Genomic DNA, 16,174 nt, shown 5'->3' with positions numbered 1-16,174 from the left:
CATGACAGGCCCGTCGGGGGGAACCCCGAATGAGGCGCAACATGCCGCCAATGCCGCGAAAAGCGGTCGCGAAGCGCCGCGCCCTGTGCCATTGTGCGCTCAACCAACGTCCACGAAGGAATCCGAGAATGACGAAATCCATTATCAGCGAAGATCTGACTGTCACGGGTGACATTACCGGATCGGGTCTGATCGAAGTTCAGGGCACCGTGCGAGGTGATATCAAGTCCCAAGCCGTCGATATCCTCAACGGCGGCCAGGTCGAAGGCGCGGTCACCGCCGATACGGCTCATGTCCGCGGTGTTCTCAAGGGGTCCCTCTCGGCCGATTCCGTGGACCTGTATGCCGATGCGACGGTGGATGCTGATGTTTCGGCCGGCACCATGAGTTCTGAAAAGGGTGCCCGCGTTGTGGGCAAGGTTGATATCGGCGGTGGGCGCGCCACGAAATCCTGATCAACGGCCGCGCTCCTGATCCAATGCCGGCCCGCCCCACCTGAGACGCGCCATGGCGATCGCGGATCGGATCGTGACATGGCTTGTCCTGCCTCTGGTCGGGCCGCAGGCGCTTTGGGTCAAATGGCGTGCCGCGGCCTTGCCTGCGCCATCTGGCGCCTTGGCGGGTGTCAGCGGGTCCGGGCCTGATCTGCAGCTCATGATCGCAGGCGACAGCTCGGCCCTCGGGACGGGCGCGCCCGATCAGGCCTCCGCGCTAAGCGGTGGCCTTCTGCGCCGGCTTGGCCCCACCCGGCGTGTACACTGGACCGTCGAGGCCAAGAGCGGTGATACGGCCCGCGACCTGCTCGCCCGGATCGAGGCCTTGCCGTCTCGCCGCCTCGATATCGCGGTCCTGAGTATCGGGATCAACGACGCCAAGAACGGGGTCCGGGAATGGCTCTGGCGGCGCCGGATGATCCGGGCCCTCGACATCCTGCAAGATCGCTTCGGGGCAAGGCTCATCTGCCTGTCGGGCCTGCCGCCGGTGGGGCAGTTCCCGCTCTTGCCGATGCCCCTGCGATGGGTGATGGCGCGCCGCGTCGCCCGGTTCGACCGCGGTCTTGCCCGCATCGCCGCAGACCGGCCCAACTGCATATACGTCCCCCTCGACGTCACGATCGAGCCTGACAAGATGGCCGCTGACGGGTTTCATGCCGGACCGGAGATGTATGCCATATGGGCCGGGATGTTGTTCGATGCGATCCGGGACAAGATCCCGCAGCCGCGTGTCGGAGACGGGTAACCGGTCATGGACCGCCCGCATCCCCGATCAGGGACGCGGGCGGCACCTTGGTCAGGTCGGGAGACAGGGAAACAGGTAGACCGACACGGTTTCCCGGCGTTTGAACCGGACCGGAGGATATTCCACCGGTCTTCCGTTGATCGTGACTGCGCCCTCGCCAAAAACGAGCCGGACGTTTGCCGCGATACCCGTGCCCCGCGGAAATTCGGAACGATACACCTGTTGCCTGAAACGGTCGCTTGAGTAATTGGGTCGAACTTCAGGATCGACGAACCTGGCAGGATAGGAACGACCGTTTTCCTCCAGTCTGACTAGCGCGGTATTGACCGAGACAGTCTGGAATTCACCCGTCCGGGATCGTTCGGTGGTTTGGATGACCAGCGTGGTTCCAGCCCCCGGCTCATCTTCGGAAGGTTGTTCGATGCCAACCGACACCCTGACTGGGCCGAATTCGCGATAGCCATCGGTAGACCAATCCGCTCCAAAACCGCAGCCGCCAGAATCGCCATTGGGCACCGTGATGTCCTCGGCCAGAGGCATGTATTTGGTGCCGGATGCGTAGGGAATCGGTACGCAGGCCGACAGAGCGAGCGCGCTTGCCAGAATGAGAGGGACAAAGCGACGGGTCGCGGCGCGGGCCGCGTTGACGGGTAATTCGAGTATCATTTGGGGGTCCGATCAATACTCACATCGCCCCGGATAGAACCTGAGGCGTGTGGCTGCAGGAAACGGAGAGACGTGAAAAAACTTTCTGTTCCATCACGTTAGCGTTATCCACGTATCCTCACAAGTGCATCGGAGGTATGGAATAGCCCACCCCGTGACCGGGTGGATCAAGGGATTGTCGGGTGCGGTGGAGCGCCGCTCAACCGGCCATGGCCCGACCCGCATACCGTGTTGCCCTGTGGCGGAGCAGATCAGCCGCCACGCCGACCGCAATCGCCTGGGGATGCTTTCCAAGGGCCGGATCGCCGATCGGGCAGGTGATGCGCGCGATCCGGGCGGGGTCGTGGCCAAGGCCCGCGAGGCGGGACCGGAACCGGGCCCATTTGGTGGCCGATCCGATCAGGCCCGCGGAGGCAAAGCTATGCCGCAGGAGGGCGTGGCACAGTTCAAGGTCCAGCTCGTGGCTGTAAGTCAGGATCAGGTGGTTCGCGTCGCGGGGCGCATGGGGCACAAGGCGCGCGGGTTCTGTCGCTGGAAGAACATCCACGTTGGCGGGGATGTCATCGGGAAAGCGGTCGGGTGCAGTGTCGATCCACGTGATCGACCAGTCCGGCAACGGCGACAGAACCCCGACCAATGCCCGGCCGACATGGCCCGCGCCCCAGATCCACAAAGGCACCCCCGGCTCCCGCTCAAGCACATCGGCCCGTTCAAAGCCCAGCGTGACAGACCCACCGCAGCACTGGCCCAGAGACGGACCAAGGGGAAACGTTCGCTCGTCCCTTTCGCGCCCGTCGTCCAGCATCGCACGCGCGATGGCCATCGCCTCCCATTCCAGTGCGCCGCCGCCGATCGTGCCGCGGATGGCATCGGGCTGCACAAGCATCGAGGTGCCCGCCTCGCGCGGGATGGACCCGGCGGTCCGCAGAACGGTGATCCTGATGCCGCGCTCTGGCATCAGGCCTGTCGTGCCCGTGTCACGGCCGCCAGCACCCGCTCGGGAGTGGCGGGTGCGTCGAGGTCGGGATAGCCCGACCCGCAGGCCGCGCAGGCATCCGACAAGGCAAGAAAAGCCGAAATGCCCAGCATCAAGGGCGGCTCCCCCACGGCCTTGGAGCGATAGATCGTCTCGGCCCGGTTGGGGCCGTCCCAGAGCGCCACGTTGAAGATATCGGGCCGGTCGGAACAGGCGGGTATCTTGTAGGTCGAGGGGGCATGGGTCCTGAGCCGTCCTGCGTCGTCCCAGACAAGCTCTTCTGTGGTCAGCCAGCCCGCGCCCTGAACATAGGCGCCCTCGACCTGCCCGATATCGAGCGCGGGGTTCAGCGAGGCGCCGGCATCATGCACGATATCGGCGCGAAGGATGCGGTTTTCGCCTGTCAGCGTGTCGATCACCACCTCGGTCACCGCCGCGCCATAGGCGAAGTAGAAGAAGGGCCGTCCGCGTCCCGCGACCCGATTCCACGAGATATCGGGGGTCTTGTAGAACCCGGTCGCCGAAAGGCTCACCCGGTTGAAATAGCACAGCTGCACGGCCTCGGCGAAGGGCAGGGTGGTGGTCCCGATCCTGACCTCGCCATTGGCGAAGACGACCTCTTCCACCCTGGCTTGGTGTAACTCCGCAAGGCACTCCGCCATCCTGTCGCGGATCGTGTCGCAGGCCGCCTTGGCGGCCATACCGTTGAGATCCGATCCCGAAGACGCCGCCGTGGCCGATGTATTGGGCACCTTGCCGGTATCCGTCGCAGTAATCCTGACCAACGCCGGATCGACGCCGAACCGGCTTGCCGCGACCTGCGCCACCTTTTGGAACAGGCCCTGTCCCATCTCGGTGCCGCCATGGTTGAGGTGGATCGACCCGTCCTGATAGACATGCACCAATGCGCCGGCCTGATTGAGATGGGTCAGCGTGAACGAGATCCCGAATTTTACCGGCGCATAGGCGATCCCGCGCTTTAGGATCGAGTTGTGCGCGTTCCAGTCCTCCACAGCCGCGCGCCGCACGGCATAATCCGACGAGGCAAGAAGCTGATCGGTCAGCCCGCCGAGGATGAAGTCGGTGACCTCCATCCCGTAATGCGTGATGTTCTCCCGCTCCGAATAGCGCGCCTTGGGCGAATGCGCGGCGCCGAACTTGTGGCCATGACCGGGCCCCGTCCCCACCTTGGTCTCAGCCTCGGCCTCGGCATAGAAATTGCGGCGCCGGATTTCGGCCCCGTCAAGACCGGTCTCATGGGCGAGGTGATCCATCACCCTCTCGATCCCCAGCATGCCCTGCGGCCCGCCAAAGCCCCGGAACGCGGTTGCCGATTGGGTATTTGTCTTGAGCCGGTGCGACGCGATTCGCATGGCGGGGATGCGATAGGCATTGTCGGAATGCAGCATCGCGCGGTCCGCCACCGGAAGCGACAGATCCTGCGACCAGCCGCAGCGCGCATATTGGGTGAACTCGATCCCGAGGATCTGCCCTTCGTCATCAAAACCCACGTCATAGGCGATGCGGAAATCGTGGCGCTTGCCGGTAATGACCATGTCGTCATCGCGATCATAGCGCATCTTGCAGGCCCGCCCCGTCAGGCGGGCGGCCACGGCGCAGGCCACGGCCAGCGCGTTGCCCTGGCTTTCCTTGCCGCCGAACCCGCCGCCCATGCGGCGCACCTCGACCCGGACCCCGTGCATCGGGATGCCAAGCGCATGGGCCACCTTGTGCTGGATCTCGGTCGGATGTTGCGATGAGGAATGGACGACCATGTCGCCGCCTTCCTGCGGAAAGGCCAGCGCCGCTTGCCCCTCGAGGTAGAAATGCTCCTGCCCGCCGATCTCCATCACGCCGGAAATCCGGCGCGGTGCGCCGGCAAGGGCCGCCTCCGTATCGCCCCGGCTCCATGTGATCGGGCCACCCTCGAAATGGCTGCCCGCCTCGAGCGCCTCGTCAATGGTCAGGATCGGGGTGCCGGCTTCGATCTCGACCCGGCCCAGCCGCGCGGCGTGACGGGCGGCAAGATGGCTTTCGGCGATGACCAGAAAGACCGCCTGCCCGACGTAATGCACCACGCCATCGGCCAGAAGCGGTTCGTCATGCGCGGCGGGAGAGACGTCGCAATCCCGGGGCAGATCGGCATGGGTCAGCACGGCCACGACCCCGGGCGCGTGGCGGACCGCGTCCAGATCCATCGACAGGATCCGGCCTGCGGCGACGGCAGAAGTGCCAAAGGCCAGATGCAGCGTGCCCGCAGGTGTCGGGATGTCGTCGACGTAGCGGGCCGCACCCGTCACATGAAGCGGGGCCGCATCGTGGGGCAGGGGGCGCGCGACGCTCATGCCCGGACCTCCAGCACGTTCACGTCTTCGCCGCGCATCTCGGCCACATGGCGGGCCAGGAGATTGCGGGCGGCCGCGAGCCTGTAGTCCGCCGAGGCCCGCATATCCGACAGCGGTGTGAAATCCTCCGCCATGGCGGCCTGCGCGTTCGCCAGAACCGGGGCGTCCAGCGGCTTGCCCGTGATCGCGGCCTCGACCGCGCGGGCACGTTTCGGGATCCCCGCCATGCCGCCGAAGGCGATCCGCGCCTCGCGCACGATGCCACCTTCGATCGTGAGGTTGAAACAGCCCAGAACGGCGGTGATGTCCTGATCGAACCGCTTGGATATCTTGTAGCAGCGCAAGGCAGGCGCCTGCGACGGGATGGTGATCGCTTCGACGAATTCACCCGGCGCGCGATCCTGTTTGCCATACTCGATGAAGAAATCTTCCAGCGCGATCTCGCGCCGTTCGTCACCGCACCGCAGGCGCAGCGTCGCGCCAAGCGCGATCAGCGCTGGCGCATTGTCCCCGATGGGGGAGCCGTTCGCGATGCTGCCGCCGATCGTGGCCGCGTTTCGCACCTGAACCGAGCCATAGCGCCGGATCAATTCGGCGTATGAGGGGAAGGGCTCGGCCAGCCGGTCCCACAGGGCCGACATCGTGGTTGTCGCCCCGATGATCAGGCGGTCGCCCTCTTCGCAGATGCCCTGCATATCGTGGCAGCCCGAGATGAAGGCCACGTCGCCCAGATCACGGAAATCCTTTGTCACCCAAAGGCCCACATCGGTGGCCCCCGCAATCAATGTGCCATCGGGATGGTCCAGATACCATTCTGCCAGCTCGTCCGAGGTTCGGGGCCGCGCCGCACCCTCGATCCCCGCGATATCGGGCGCAGTTGCGATCGCGCCCGCATCGGCTGTCATCCATTCGGGGACCGGGGCCTCGGCCGCATCTTCGGCGGCGCGAATGATCGGCGCATAGCCCGTGCAGCGGCACAGGTTGCCGGCCAGCCTGTCGTCGAAATCCGTCTCGCCGTTCAGATGGGCCACGGCCATCGACATGATGAACCCCGGCGTGCAGAAGCCGCACTGGCTTCCGTGCCGGGCGATCATCGCCTCCTGCACCGGGTGCAGGGTGCCATTCGGCCCCGCGATGCCCTCGACCGTGCGCACGGCCTTGCCCTCGAGCTGTGGCAGAAACAGGATACAGGCGTTCAGGGCCCGGCTGCCTTGCTCGTCGGTGACCATGACGGTGCAGGCGCCGCAATCGCCTTCGTTGCAGCCTTCCTTGGTGCCCGTCAGGCCCCGTTCGTCGCGCAGAAAATCGAGGAGTGTTCTCGTCGGAGGCGCAACGGCCTCCATGGATTCTCCGTTCAGAAGAAACCGTACAGCCATGCGTGTCAGACCCGCCGCCTTACCAGTCATACCGGGGTCTTGCGCGCGGTCGATGCGGCGTAGACAGCGCGCCCCTTTGATCGAACGTCATGTAAGCGCAGTCACGTGCCACTTGGCAAGCCCCGAGTGCCCGCCCGGTTCAGATGGTCGCGGCAAGCGCGCCAAGCTGCTCGGCCGCTGTCCCCCAGCCTGTCGAGAAGCCCATCTTTTCGTGCGCGTCGCTGGTCTCGGTCGTGGCGTGCATGGCCCGCGCCACATAGCGGCAACCGGTCCCCTCGGCCGAAAGCGTAATCTCGGCCGTGAACGCAAAGGACATCGGGTCGTCGTCAAAGGCATTGGGGTGAAATCCCGGGCCAAGCGCGCTGGTCCAGACCAGCCGCCGTCCTTCCTCGACCAGCAGGATACTGCCGGGATCGCCCGCAATGGTGCCATGCCCGGGCACCTCCATCACCGTGCGGAAGATGCCGCCCGGGCGCAGGTCGAGTTCGACCTCGGTCGTTTCCACGGGCTTCGGGGCGAACCATTGGCGGATCAGGTCGGGGTCTGTCAGGCACCGCCAGACATTGGCGGGCGACGCAGCAAGGCTGCGTTCGAGCGTGAGGGTCGATCCGTCTGACATGGTGCATTCCTTTATTGGCCGGGCGGCGGTTTTCGTTGTCGAGGCGTTAGCTTGTTTCCCGGTCCAGCCGTTCGGCCAGCGCATCCATCCGGTCCAGCCGGCCTTCCCAGATGCGGCGCTGCCGGGCGAGCCATGTTTCGGCCGCGCGCAGAGGAGCGGCCTCGATGTGAACGGTGCGGATGCGCCCCTTCTTATGGCTGCTGACAAGACCGGCCTCTTCCAGAACCCTGATGTGTCGGAGAAAGGTGGGCAGGGCGATGTCATGCGGTTCGTGCAGGTCCGACACGCTGGCCGGGCCGTCGATCAGCCGTTCGATCACGGCGCGTCGGGTCGGGTCAGAAAGGGCGGCGAAGAAACTGTCCAGATGGTTAGTCATAAGGCTAAGTAATTTGGCCTGATGTCATCCGTCAAGATAGTTAGATGAATAGCTAACCAATTCCTGCTTTCCCCCGGCTCGACCCACAAGATAGTGTGCCTTCCATGACCCAGACCCCCCGATTCATCCATCTTCGCCTGCATACCGAGTATTCGCTTCTGGAAGGGGCGGTGCCGGTCAAAAAGCTTCCCGGCCTGATCGCCGGCATGGACATGCCCGCCGTCGCGGTCACCGACACCAACAACATGTTCTGCGCGCTGGAATTCTCTGAAACCGCGGCCAAGGCCGGGGTGCAGCCGATCATCGGGTGCCAGATGTCGATGGCCTATCTGCCGGTCGAGCCGGGCAAACGGCCGCCGCTGCCGGCCGATCTTGTCCTGCTGGCGCAGAACGAGGCGGGGTACGAGAACCTGATGAAGCTGAATTCCTGCGCCTATCTCGATGCGGGCGGGGAACTGGCGCAGATTACGCTCGATGAGCTGGTGGCCCATCAGGACGGGTTGATCTGCCTGACCGGCGGGCCGGATGGCCCGCTTGGCCAGCTGATCGCGACGGGCCAGATGGACAAGGCCGAGGCGCTTCTCAAGACGCTTCATGGTGCGTTCGGCGACAGGCTTTATGTCGAGTTGCAGCGCTTTCCGGGCGATGACGGCGGGCCCGGCCCGCATGTGGCAACCGAACGGGGCCACGTGGAACTGGCCTACCAGATGGGTCTGCCGCTGGTGGCCACGAACAACGTCTATTTCCCCAAGTCGAGCCTGTTCGAGGCGCATGACGCGCTGATGTGCATCGCTGATGGTGCCTATGTCGATCAGCAGGAGCCGCGACGCCGGCTGACGCCGCATCACTACCTCAAATCCCCGCAGGAGATGGCGACGCTCTTTGCCGATCTGCCCGAGGCGCTGGACAACACGGTGGAAATCGCGCGGCGCTGCGCCTTCCGGGCCTACAAGCGCGATCCGATTCTGCCGAAATTCGCCGATGACGAGGTTGTCGAACTGCGCCGTCAGGCCAAGGAGGGGCTGGCCGCGCGGCTTGCCGTGATCCCGCACGCCGCCCCGGTCGAGGAATATGAACAGCGGCTGGAATTCGAACTTGGCATCATCGAAGGGATGGGCTTTCCGGGCTATTTCCTGATCGTGGCCGATTTCATCAAATGGGCCAAGGATCATGACATTCCCGTCGGGCCGGGCCGTGGCTCCGGTGCTGGCAGCCTCGTGGCCTATGCGCTGACGATCACTGACCTCGATCCGCTGCGCTACAGCCTTCTGTTCGAGCGTTTCCTGAACCCCGAACGTGTATCGATGCCCGACTTCGACATCGACTTCTGCATGGATCGCCGCGAAGAGGTGATCCGTTATGTTCAGGAAAAGTACGGCCGCGACAAGGTGGGCCAGATCATCACCTTCGGCGCGCTTTTGTCAAAGGCCGCGGTGCGGGATGTGGGTCGGGTTCTGCAGATGCCCTACGGGCAGGTCGACCGACTGTCCAAGATGATCCCGGTCGAAGGCGTGAAACCGGTCTCAATCGGCAAGGCGCTGGCGGACGAGCCGCGCCTGCGCGACGAAATTCGAGAGACCGAGCAGGACAGGCGCGAGGGCCGTCGCAACCCCGCCGCGCGGCTTTTCGAATATGCCGAAAAGATCGAAGGCCTGCTGCGCAACGCCTCGACCCATGCCGCAGGCGTCGTGATCGGCGACCGACCGCTGGACGCGCTGGTCCCGCTGTATCAGGATCCGCGCTCCGACATGCCGGCCACGCAGTTCAACATGAAATGGGTGGAACAGGCGGGCCTCGTCAAATTCGATTTCCTCGGCCTCAAGACCCTTACCGTCATCCAGAATGCGCTCGACCTGATCCGCAAGTCGGGCCGGCATCTGCACGAGGCGGCCGACGGCACGCGTCTGTATGACCCGGCCCCGGGCACGGAAGACGACATCGGTGCGATCCCGCTCGATGACGAGAAATCCTACGCGCTGTATTCCGCAGCCAAGACCGTCGCCGTGTTCCAGGTGGAAAGCTCGGGCATGATGGATGCGCTCAAGCGGATGAAGCCGACCTGCATCGAGGATATCGTGGCGCTGGTGGCGCTGTATCGCCCCGGCCCGATGGAGAATATTCCGAAATATTGCGAGGTGAAGAACGGGCTGTCAGAGCGCGACCGGTTGCATCCCTCCATCGACCACATCCTCGACGAAACGCAGGGCATCATCGTCTATCAGGAACAGGTGATGCAGATCGCGCAGGAAATGGCCGGCTACAGCCTTGGCGGCGCCGACCTTCTGCGCCGCGCCATGGGCAAGAAGATCCAGGAGGCGATGGACGCCGAAAAGCCAAAGTTCCTGAAAGGTGCCGCCGAGAATGGCGTCGACGAAAAGAAGGCGACCGAGGTGTGGAACCTTCTCGACAAGTTCGCCAACTACGGCTTCAACAAATCGCACGCCGCCGCCTATGCCGTGGTCAGCTATCAGACTGCATGGCTCAAGGCGAACCACCCGGTGGAATTCATGGCCGGCGTCATGAATTGCGACATCCACCTGACTGACAAGCTGGCCATCTATTTCCAGGAGGCCCGCAAGGGGCTGTCGATCGAATGCATCCCGCCCTGCGTCAACCGGTCGGAGGCGCAGTTCACCGTCGATCAGGGGCGGCTGGTCTATGCGCTGGGCGCGCTCAAGAACGTGGGCGTGGAGGCGATGCGCCTGATCACCGAAGCGCGCGGCGACAAGCCCTTTGTCACGCTGTTCGATCTGGCCCGCAGGGTCGATCTGAAACGCGTGGGCAAACGTCCGCTCGAGATGCTGGCACGGGCCGGGGCCTTCGATGTTCTCGATCCAAACCGGCGGCGGGTTCTGGAATGCCTCGATCCGCTGGTCGCCTATTCGGCGGCCGTCCACGAACAAAAGAGTTCCAGTCAGGTCAGCCTGTTTGGCGAGGCCGGCGAAGACCTGCCCGAACCGCGCCTGCCCGGCGTGCCGGACTGGCTCCCGGCGGAGCGGCTGGCCGAAGAGTTCAAGGCGATCGGCTTCTACCTGTCGGGCCATCCGCTCGACGATTACCTCGCGCCACTCAAGCGCAAGCAGGTTCTCACCCTCGACGAAGTGACGGTGAAGGCCGGGAAATCGCCCTGCATCGCCAAGATGGCGGGAACCGTCGCCGGCCGGCAGGAACGCAAATCCGCGCGGGGGAACCGGTTCGCCTTCGTGCAGCTGTCGGACCCGACCGGCAGCTACGAGGTGACGATGTTCTCCGACACGCTCGAGACAGCGCGCGAACATCTCGAGACCGGGTCGCAGGTCGTGATCACCGTCGAGGCCACGATGGAGGCCGACCAGCTGAAACTGCTGGGCCGGTCGGTCGCGCCCATCGACACGGTCGTGGCGGATGCAGGCCAGACGGGGCTTCGTATCTTCGTCGAGGAGGAGAAGGCCGTGCAGCATGTCGCGACCATCCTCAACAAGGCGCTTCAGGATGGCACACGCGGCGGGCGCGGCCCGATCTACATCAATCTCATGGCGCTCGACATGCCGGGCGAGGTCGAGATCGATTGCGGCGCAGAATTCCCCGTGACCCCGCAGATCAAGGGTGCCCTGCGGTCTCTGGACGGCGTGATCGAGGTCGAAGAGGTTTGACCCGGCGGGTCTCCGCCTGCCGCATGGACGAACGCGTCGCGCTTCGCTAATAGTCGGTGCGGGGAGAAAAGGGGACATCATGGCACTGCGCCTCGTGATCGCCGGCCTTGTTGCCGGTCTGGGCCTGACGGCCTGCTCCGACCCTCTGGGTGAGTTGGGGCGTCTCTCCGAGATGGATTTGCCGGAGGATGCACCGGTGGCCGCGCTCTCCGAAACGCCGGATGAGGCGTCTGAGCCCGGTCCCTTCGGGTTCCTGTCGCGGCTCCTCGGGGGGGACGATGATACGCCCGAAGAAGAGGCGGTCGAGGTGGCGGCTCTGGGCCCGATTGACCCCGAACAGGGCGATCCCGTCGAACAGCCCGGTGGCACGGATGCGATCCCGGGCGACGATACAATGGACAATGCGCAGCGCGATGATGCCGAGAACGACGCCGGCGGCGGCATTCTGGGCTTCCTGCGCAACAATCTGGGCCAGCCGGCCGATGGATCGGGGCCATCCCGAACCGGCCCCGATGCCGAAGTGATACCGCCCGGGCTTCAACTGGCCTACGGAGAGATCGCCACGGTCTGTGGCCTTTCGGCACGCGATCTTGGAACCCAGGTCGAAAGTGTTGCTGGATTTACCTTGCATGACACCGCACCGGGCAGCCGTAACTTGCGGACGTTCTACCTCACGGGGTTCTCTGATCGCTGCGCCCGGCAGTTTACCGGGGCGATGGTCATCTTCGGCGGGCCGGAGATGCATGAGACGATCCGCTACAGTTCCGGCACGAGCGGTATTCCCTACACCGAGACCGATACCGCCTACGAAGAGATCAAGGGCCGGGTCTGCGGGGTTCCCTCGGGTGAGCCGTGCGGCACTGCCATCGACCGGCTGTCGCGGAACATGACCTTCCTGTCGGTCTATTCGCGGTTCGGATCGTCGCCCCAATGGGCCGAGATCCTGCTCTATGACGACGAAGTCATCGCCATGGACATGAAATCCATCTGAGCCCTTACCAATGGGGCGGGCGTTCGTCGCCAAGAACGATTCCGCCGCTTTCGGCGGCCTCGCGTTCGGCCTCTCGCTCGATCAGCCGGGCCACGCGGGCGGTCAGCAGGGCGATATCGCGCTCCTGCCGGGCAACGATATCGGACAGGTCCTCGACCGTTCGGTTGAGGTGCGCAATCTGTTCCTGAAGGTGCGTGATGTCATCCATGCCCCCCAGATCGACCCAGCGGCCCCCGAAATCAAGCCCTGATCGTCGCCGGTCGTTGCCCTTGGCCGCGCCCCGCGTTAAAGCCACGCGGACGCGTCGAAAGGGCTAGGCAGATGGCGAAGAACAAGATCCGCCGCCCCCGGGCCGAAACGCCCAAGGGGTTCAGGGATTACTTCGGACCGGAGGTGACCGAACGGGCCGAGATGCTCGGCCGGATCGCCGAGGTCTATCATCGCTATGGCTTCGACGCGCTGGAGACGAGCGCGGTCGAGACGGTCGAGGCGCTGGGCAAGTTCCTCCCGGATGTGGACCGCCCCAACGAGGGTGTCTTTGCCTGGCAGGAGGAAGACACCGGATCGGGCGCCGACTGGGTTGCGCTTCGCTACGATCTGACGGCGCCTCTGGCCCGCGTCTATGCCCAGCACCGCAACGATCTGCCCACGCCCTACCGCCGTTATGCGATGGGCCCGGTCTGGCGCAACGAAAAGCCGGGGCCGGGGCGGTTCCGGCAGTTCTATCAATGCGATGCGGATACGGTCGGTTCGGGTTCCGTTGCCGCCGACGCCGAGATCTGCGCCCTGCTGGCCGACACGCTGGAGGCCGTGGGTATTCCGCGTGGCGACTACGTGGTGCGGGTCAACAACCGCAAGGTTCTGAACGGCGTGCTTGAGGCGATGGGCCTGTCCGACGAGGGGCAACGCGCCGCCGTTCTGCGCACCATCGACAAGTTCGACAAGGTCGGCGAGGCCGGTGTGCGCGAGCTTTTGGGCAAGGGCCGGCTCGACGCCTCGGGTGCCTATATCGACGGCGTTGGCCTGGCGGATGAGCAAGCGGAGCCTGTGATCGCGTTTCTCACGTCGCGTGACGAAGATGCGTCACGGACCATTGGCAACCTGCGTGCCGCTGTCGGCGACAGTGCGATCGGCGCCGAAGGTGTCGATGAGCTGGAACAGATTGCGGGCCTATTGGCCGCGCAGGGCTATGGCCCGGACCGGATCGTGATCGACCCGTCTGTCGTGCGCGGACTTGGCTACTACACCGGCCCGGTCTTCGAGGCAGAGCTGACCTTTGAGGTCACCAACGACAAGGGCCAGAAGGTTCAGTTCGGATCGGTCGCGGGCGGCGGGCGCTATGACGATCTGGTCAAGCGGTTCACCGGGCAGGAGGTGCCGGCCACGGGTGTCTCCATCGGGGTCGACCGGCTTCTGGCAGCTCTCCGGGCCAAGGGGCGGGTGGGCGGCGATGCCGCCACGGGGCCGGTCGTCGTGACGGTGATGGATCGCGACCGCATGGCCGATTATCAGGCCATGGTGGCAGAGCTCCGCAACGCGGGGATCCGCGCCGAGGTCTATCTCGGGAACCCGAAGAATTTCGGCAACCAGATGAAATATGCCGACCGGCGCGACGCGCCCGTCGCGATCATCGAGGGCTCGGATGAACAGGCGCGCGGCGTCGTTCAGATCAAGGACCTGATCCTTGGCGCGAAGATTGCGCAAAGCGCCAGCCTCGATGAATGGAAGGACAATCCCAGCCAATACGAGGTGCAGCGGTCCGACCTTGTAGAGCGGGTCCGTCTGATCCTGTCGGACAAGGAGGGCCGCTCATGAACGGGCTGCTTGCATTTCTGGGCCGTTGGGGCGTCTGGGCGATTGTCGGGGTCGGTGTGATCCTTGCCGTATCGGGCCTCGTTTCCGGCACGATGCGCGGCGTCACCGGCGGGGCCATCGTCATCGGCGTTGGCCTTCTGATCGGGGCGAGCATCAGGTCCCGGAAATGACCACCGAGGCGCAGATCGCCGAGGAGATCCAGGCCCGTTTTCTGGCCGAGGGGGCGGTGCATTTCGATGCCGACGTGCTTCAGCCGGCCGAAACGCTGCTCGACCTCTATGGCGAGGATCTTCGGGGCCGGGCCTATATCACGGCCGATCCCCTGCGCGGCGAGATGATGCTGCGGCCCGATTTCACGGTTCCGCTTGTCCGTATGCACATGGAGAACCGTGCCGATCCGGTGCGGTATGCCTATTCGGGCAAGGTCTTCCGCAAGCAGGAGGACCTGTCCGGCCGCGCGGCCGAATATCACCAGGTGGGCTTCGAACTGTTCGACGGTCAGGATGCCGCCCGCGCCGATGCCGAGGTGTTCTGCCTCTTTGCCGATGTGCTGTCGGGCCTGCCGCTGCGGGCCGTGACGGGTGACATGGGTATTCTTCTCGCGGCCGTGCGAGGCCTGAACACGACCGAGGATCGCAAGGCGGCCCTTCTGCGTCACCTCTGGCGTCCCGCGCGTTTTCGTGCGCTGCTGGAACGGTTTGGCGGCCGAACGCCTGTGCCCGATACCCGTGCTGCACTTCTCGCCGCCACCGATCCGATGGCTGAGGCCGGTCCCGAGATCGGCCTGCGCCGCCGGGCTGAGATAGAGGCAAGGATCGCGGCCCTGCGCGCCGATGCCGCCGCCGCCCCGATCCCGGGGGCCGAGATCGACAGGCTCGAAGCGCTTGCCGGCCTGTCGGGCGAGATGACATCGGCTCTGGGCGCCTTGCGCGATCTTGCCGTCGAAATGCCCCAGATCGCGAGCGCAGTGGATATGCTGAAGCGGCGTCTCGATGCGTTGGGCGCCGGGGGTGTCGCGGTCGAGACGCTGGATTTCGAGGTCAGCTTCGGCCGCACCAATCTTGAATATTATGACGGCTTCGTCTTCGGCTTCCTTCCCGATCCCTCGACCGGCCTGCCGCCCGCGGCCACGGGCGGGCGCTACGACGCGCTGACGCGCGTTCTGGGGCAGGGCCGCGAGGCCCCGGCCGTGGGCGGCGTGATCCGCCCCGCCGTGATCGCCGCCCTTCGCGGAAAGGGGCCCGCATGACCATCCGGCTTGGTGTGCCGTCCAAGGGGCGGTTGATGGAAAAGACCTTCGACTGGTTCGCCGAGCGCGGTATCCGTCTGGGCCGCGCGGGATCGGATCGCGATTACGCGGGCATTGTCGAGGGCATCGACGGTGTGGAACTCGTGCTTCTGTCCGCCGGAGAAATCCCCCGCGATCTTGCGCGCGGCTGGCTCCACCTTGGGGTGACCGGCTCCGATCTGGTGCGCGAAAAGATCGCCGGCTGGTCGGAACGGGTCGAACAGATGGCGCCGCTGGGCTTTGGTCATGCGGACCTGATCATCGCCGTTCCGGAATTCTGGGTCGATGTCGATACGCTCGACGATCTCGACGCGGCGGCGGCAGCCTTTCGCAAGGCGCATGGCCATCGACTTCGGATCGCCACGAAATATCACCGGCTGGTGCGCGAATTCCTGCGCGCCAAGGGCGTGGCCGATTACCAGCTTGTCGACAGCCAGGGCGCGACCGAGGGCACCGTGCGCACCGAGACCGCCGAGGCCATTGCCGATATCACCTCGACGGGTGCCACGCTGCAGGCCAATGGTCTGAAGATCCTGTCCGACGGGTTGATCCATCAAAGCCAGGCCACGCTGTTCCGGTCCAGAACAGCGGATTGGTCCCCCTCGCAGGAGGCGGTTCTGGCAGAGCTGACACGGCGCTGCGGTCTGACTGGATAAGGTCGCTTGAGGCCGAGCCGTCGCGGTCTTTCACCAGCCATTCGACCAGTGCAGTCCCTGCCATGTCTGTGGATCGGGTCCAGAGGATGACGCTCCTCCTCGCTTGACGCGGGACCCCGTCCAGAGATGGCGCCCTGTTGCGCCGACCCATGGCAAAGGTGCCCGACCTGCGTTGCACCCACTTTCGCAGGAAGT

At 65.0% G+C, this 16,174-nt stretch carries 15 protein-coding genes; 8 read left to right on the top strand and 7 right to left on the bottom strand.

The features are described 5' to 3' along the window. Window positions 1-128: 128 nt before the first annotated feature. Both EP376_RS07685 and EP376_RS07680 read left to right on the top strand, forming a co-directional pair. Window positions 129-455 (top strand): bactofilin family protein, encoded by a 327-nt coding sequence (locus EP376_RS07685; protein ID WP_164744889.1) that lies wholly within the window; start codon window positions 129-131, stop codon window positions 453-455. A 52-nt stretch (window positions 456-507) separates the two neighbouring features. After that, entirely contained in the window at window positions 508-1,239 is a 732-nt protein-coding gene (locus EP376_RS07680; RefSeq protein ID WP_127654982.1) for an SGNH/GDSL hydrolase family protein, read from the top strand. Between the two features lie 51 nt (window positions 1,240-1,290). Here EP376_RS07680 and EP376_RS07675 read toward each other — a convergent pair whose 3' ends face one another. The 6 genes from EP376_RS07675 to EP376_RS07650 all read right to left on the bottom strand — a co-directional run bounded on the left by EP376_RS07675 (window position 1,291) and on the right by EP376_RS07650 (window position 7,597). Next, the gene (locus EP376_RS07675; RefSeq protein ID WP_127654981.1) at window positions 1,291-1,779 is read right to left on the bottom strand and encodes an SUI1 family translation initiation factor; all 489 of its coding nucleotides are present in this window, start codon (window positions 1,777-1,779) and stop codon (window positions 1,291-1,293) included. Window positions 1,780-2,104: 325 nt separating this feature from the next. Next, window positions 2,105-2,863: a xanthine dehydrogenase accessory protein XdhC gene (gene xdhC, locus EP376_RS07670; RefSeq protein WP_127654980.1), complete on the bottom strand. Its 759-nt coding sequence runs from the start codon at window positions 2,861-2,863 to the stop codon at window positions 2,105-2,107. Further along, entirely contained in the window at window positions 2,863-5,226 is a 2,364-nt protein-coding gene (xdhB, locus tag EP376_RS07665; RefSeq protein ID WP_127654979.1) for a xanthine dehydrogenase molybdopterin binding subunit, read from the bottom strand. Before xdhB ends, xdhC begins: the two co-directional genes overlap by 1 nt. Beyond that, complete coding sequence (gene xdhA / locus EP376_RS07660; protein WP_127655888.1) at window positions 5,223-6,602, bottom strand: xanthine dehydrogenase small subunit; 1,380 nt, start codon at window positions 6,600-6,602, stop codon at window positions 5,223-5,225. Before xdhA ends, xdhB begins: the two co-directional genes overlap by 4 nt. A 139-nt stretch (window positions 6,603-6,741) precedes the next feature. Continuing rightward, on the bottom strand, window positions 6,742-7,221 hold the full coding sequence (locus EP376_RS07655; protein ID WP_127654978.1) for an SRPBCC family protein: 480 nt from the start codon (window positions 7,219-7,221) through the stop codon (window positions 6,742-6,744). Window positions 7,222-7,267: 46 nt separating this feature from the next. After that, a complete protein-coding gene (locus tag EP376_RS07650; protein ID WP_127654977.1) occupies window positions 7,268-7,597 on the bottom strand; it encodes an ArsR/SmtB family transcription factor in 330 nt (109 codons plus the stop codon). A gap of 104 nt (window positions 7,598-7,701) precedes the next feature. On the opposite strand from EP376_RS07650, the gene dnaE reads away from it, so the two are divergent. Beyond that, window positions 7,702-11,229, top strand: coding sequence for a DNA polymerase III subunit alpha (dnaE, locus tag EP376_RS07645; protein ID WP_127654976.1), 3,528 nt, complete (start codon window positions 7,702-7,704; stop codon window positions 11,227-11,229). Between the two features lie 79 nt (window positions 11,230-11,308). Continuing rightward, on the top strand, window positions 11,309-12,220 hold the full coding sequence (locus tag EP376_RS07640; protein ID WP_127654975.1) for a hypothetical protein: 912 nt from the start codon (window positions 11,309-11,311) through the stop codon (window positions 12,218-12,220). Window positions 12,221-12,224: 4 nt separating this feature from the next. Here the strand turns inward: EP376_RS07640 and EP376_RS07635 are convergent, their stop codons facing one another. After that, on the bottom strand, window positions 12,225-12,428 hold the full coding sequence (locus EP376_RS07635) for a SlyX family protein (protein WP_238928740.1): 204 nt from the start codon (window positions 12,426-12,428) through the stop codon (window positions 12,225-12,227). Between the two features lie 113 nt (window positions 12,429-12,541). On the opposite strand from EP376_RS07635, the gene hisS reads away from it, so the two are divergent. Genes hisS through hisG form a run of 4 tightly spaced genes read left to right on the top strand, consistent with a single transcriptional unit; the run spans window position 12,542 to window position 15,979 of the window. Beyond that, window positions 12,542-14,035, top strand: a complete 1,494-nt coding sequence (hisS, locus tag EP376_RS07630; RefSeq protein ID WP_127654974.1) for a histidine--tRNA ligase — start codon at window positions 12,542-12,544, stop codon at window positions 14,033-14,035. Further along, on the top strand, window positions 14,032-14,205 hold the full coding sequence (locus tag EP376_RS22950) for a hypothetical protein (protein WP_164744888.1): 174 nt from the start codon (window positions 14,032-14,034) through the stop codon (window positions 14,203-14,205). Before hisS ends, EP376_RS22950 begins: the two co-directional genes overlap by 4 nt. Next, the gene (locus tag EP376_RS07625) at window positions 14,202-15,284 is read left to right on the top strand and encodes an ATP phosphoribosyltransferase regulatory subunit (protein ID WP_127654973.1); all 1,083 of its coding nucleotides are present in this window, start codon (window positions 14,202-14,204) and stop codon (window positions 15,282-15,284) included. Before EP376_RS22950 ends, EP376_RS07625 begins: the two co-directional genes overlap by 4 nt. Next, window positions 15,281-15,979 (top strand): ATP phosphoribosyltransferase, encoded by a 699-nt coding sequence (gene hisG / locus EP376_RS07620; protein ID WP_127654972.1) that lies wholly within the window; start codon window positions 15,281-15,283, stop codon window positions 15,977-15,979. The genes EP376_RS07625 and hisG overlap by 4 nt, the downstream gene beginning before the upstream one ends. The last annotated feature ends 195 nt before the right edge of the window (window positions 15,980-16,174 follow it).

Origin of the sequence: Alexandriicola marinus (assembly GCF_004000435.1) — a bacterium.
Classification (GTDB): Bacteria; Pseudomonadota; Alphaproteobacteria; order Rhodobacterales; family Rhodobacteraceae; genus Alexandriicola; species Alexandriicola marinus.
This window is presented reverse-complemented; position numbering and strand designations above follow the sequence as displayed.

What these genes read in the sequence shown, in the direction of transcription:
- EP376_RS07685 (WP_164744889.1), top strand. Translation starts at nt 129, where the DNA reads ATGACGAAATCCATTATCAGCGAAGATCTGACTGTCACGGGTGACATT.
- EP376_RS07680 (WP_127654982.1), top strand. Translation starts at nt 508, where the DNA reads ATGGCGATCGCGGATCGGATCGTGACATGGCTTGTCCTGCCTCTGGTC.
- EP376_RS07675 (WP_127654981.1), bottom strand. Translation starts at nt 1,779, where the DNA reads ATGCCTCTGGCCGAGGACATCACGGTGCCCAATGGCGATTCTGGCGGC.
- xdhC (WP_127654980.1), bottom strand. Translation starts at nt 2,863, where the DNA reads ATGCCAGAGCGCGGCATCAGGATCACCGTTCTGCGGACCGCCGGGTCC.
- xdhB (WP_127654979.1), bottom strand. Translation starts at nt 5,226, where the DNA reads ATGAGCGTCGCGCGCCCCCTGCCCCACGATGCGGCCCCGCTTCATGTG.
- xdhA (WP_127655888.1), bottom strand. Translation starts at nt 6,602, where the DNA reads ATGGCTGTACGGTTTCTTCTGAACGGAGAATCCATGGAGGCCGTTGCG.
- EP376_RS07655 (WP_127654978.1), bottom strand. Translation starts at nt 7,221, where the DNA reads ATGTCAGACGGATCGACCCTCACGCTCGAACGCAGCCTTGCTGCGTCG.
- EP376_RS07650 (WP_127654977.1), bottom strand. Translation starts at nt 7,597, where the DNA reads ATGACTAACCATCTGGACAGTTTCTTCGCCGCCCTTTCTGACCCGACC.
- dnaE (WP_127654976.1), top strand. Translation starts at nt 7,702, where the DNA reads ATGACCCAGACCCCCCGATTCATCCATCTTCGCCTGCATACCGAGTAT.
- EP376_RS07640 (WP_127654975.1), top strand. Translation starts at nt 11,309, where the DNA reads ATGGCACTGCGCCTCGTGATCGCCGGCCTTGTTGCCGGTCTGGGCCTG.
- EP376_RS07635 (WP_238928740.1), bottom strand. Translation starts at nt 12,428, where the DNA reads ATGGATGACATCACGCACCTTCAGGAACAGATTGCGCACCTCAACCGA.
- hisS (WP_127654974.1), top strand. Translation starts at nt 12,542, where the DNA reads ATGGCGAAGAACAAGATCCGCCGCCCCCGGGCCGAAACGCCCAAGGGG.
- EP376_RS22950 (WP_164744888.1), top strand. Translation starts at nt 14,032, where the DNA reads ATGAACGGGCTGCTTGCATTTCTGGGCCGTTGGGGCGTCTGGGCGATT.
- EP376_RS07625 (WP_127654973.1), top strand. Translation starts at nt 14,202, where the DNA reads ATGACCACCGAGGCGCAGATCGCCGAGGAGATCCAGGCCCGTTTTCTG.
- hisG (WP_127654972.1), top strand. Translation starts at nt 15,281, where the DNA reads ATGACCATCCGGCTTGGTGTGCCGTCCAAGGGGCGGTTGATGGAAAAG.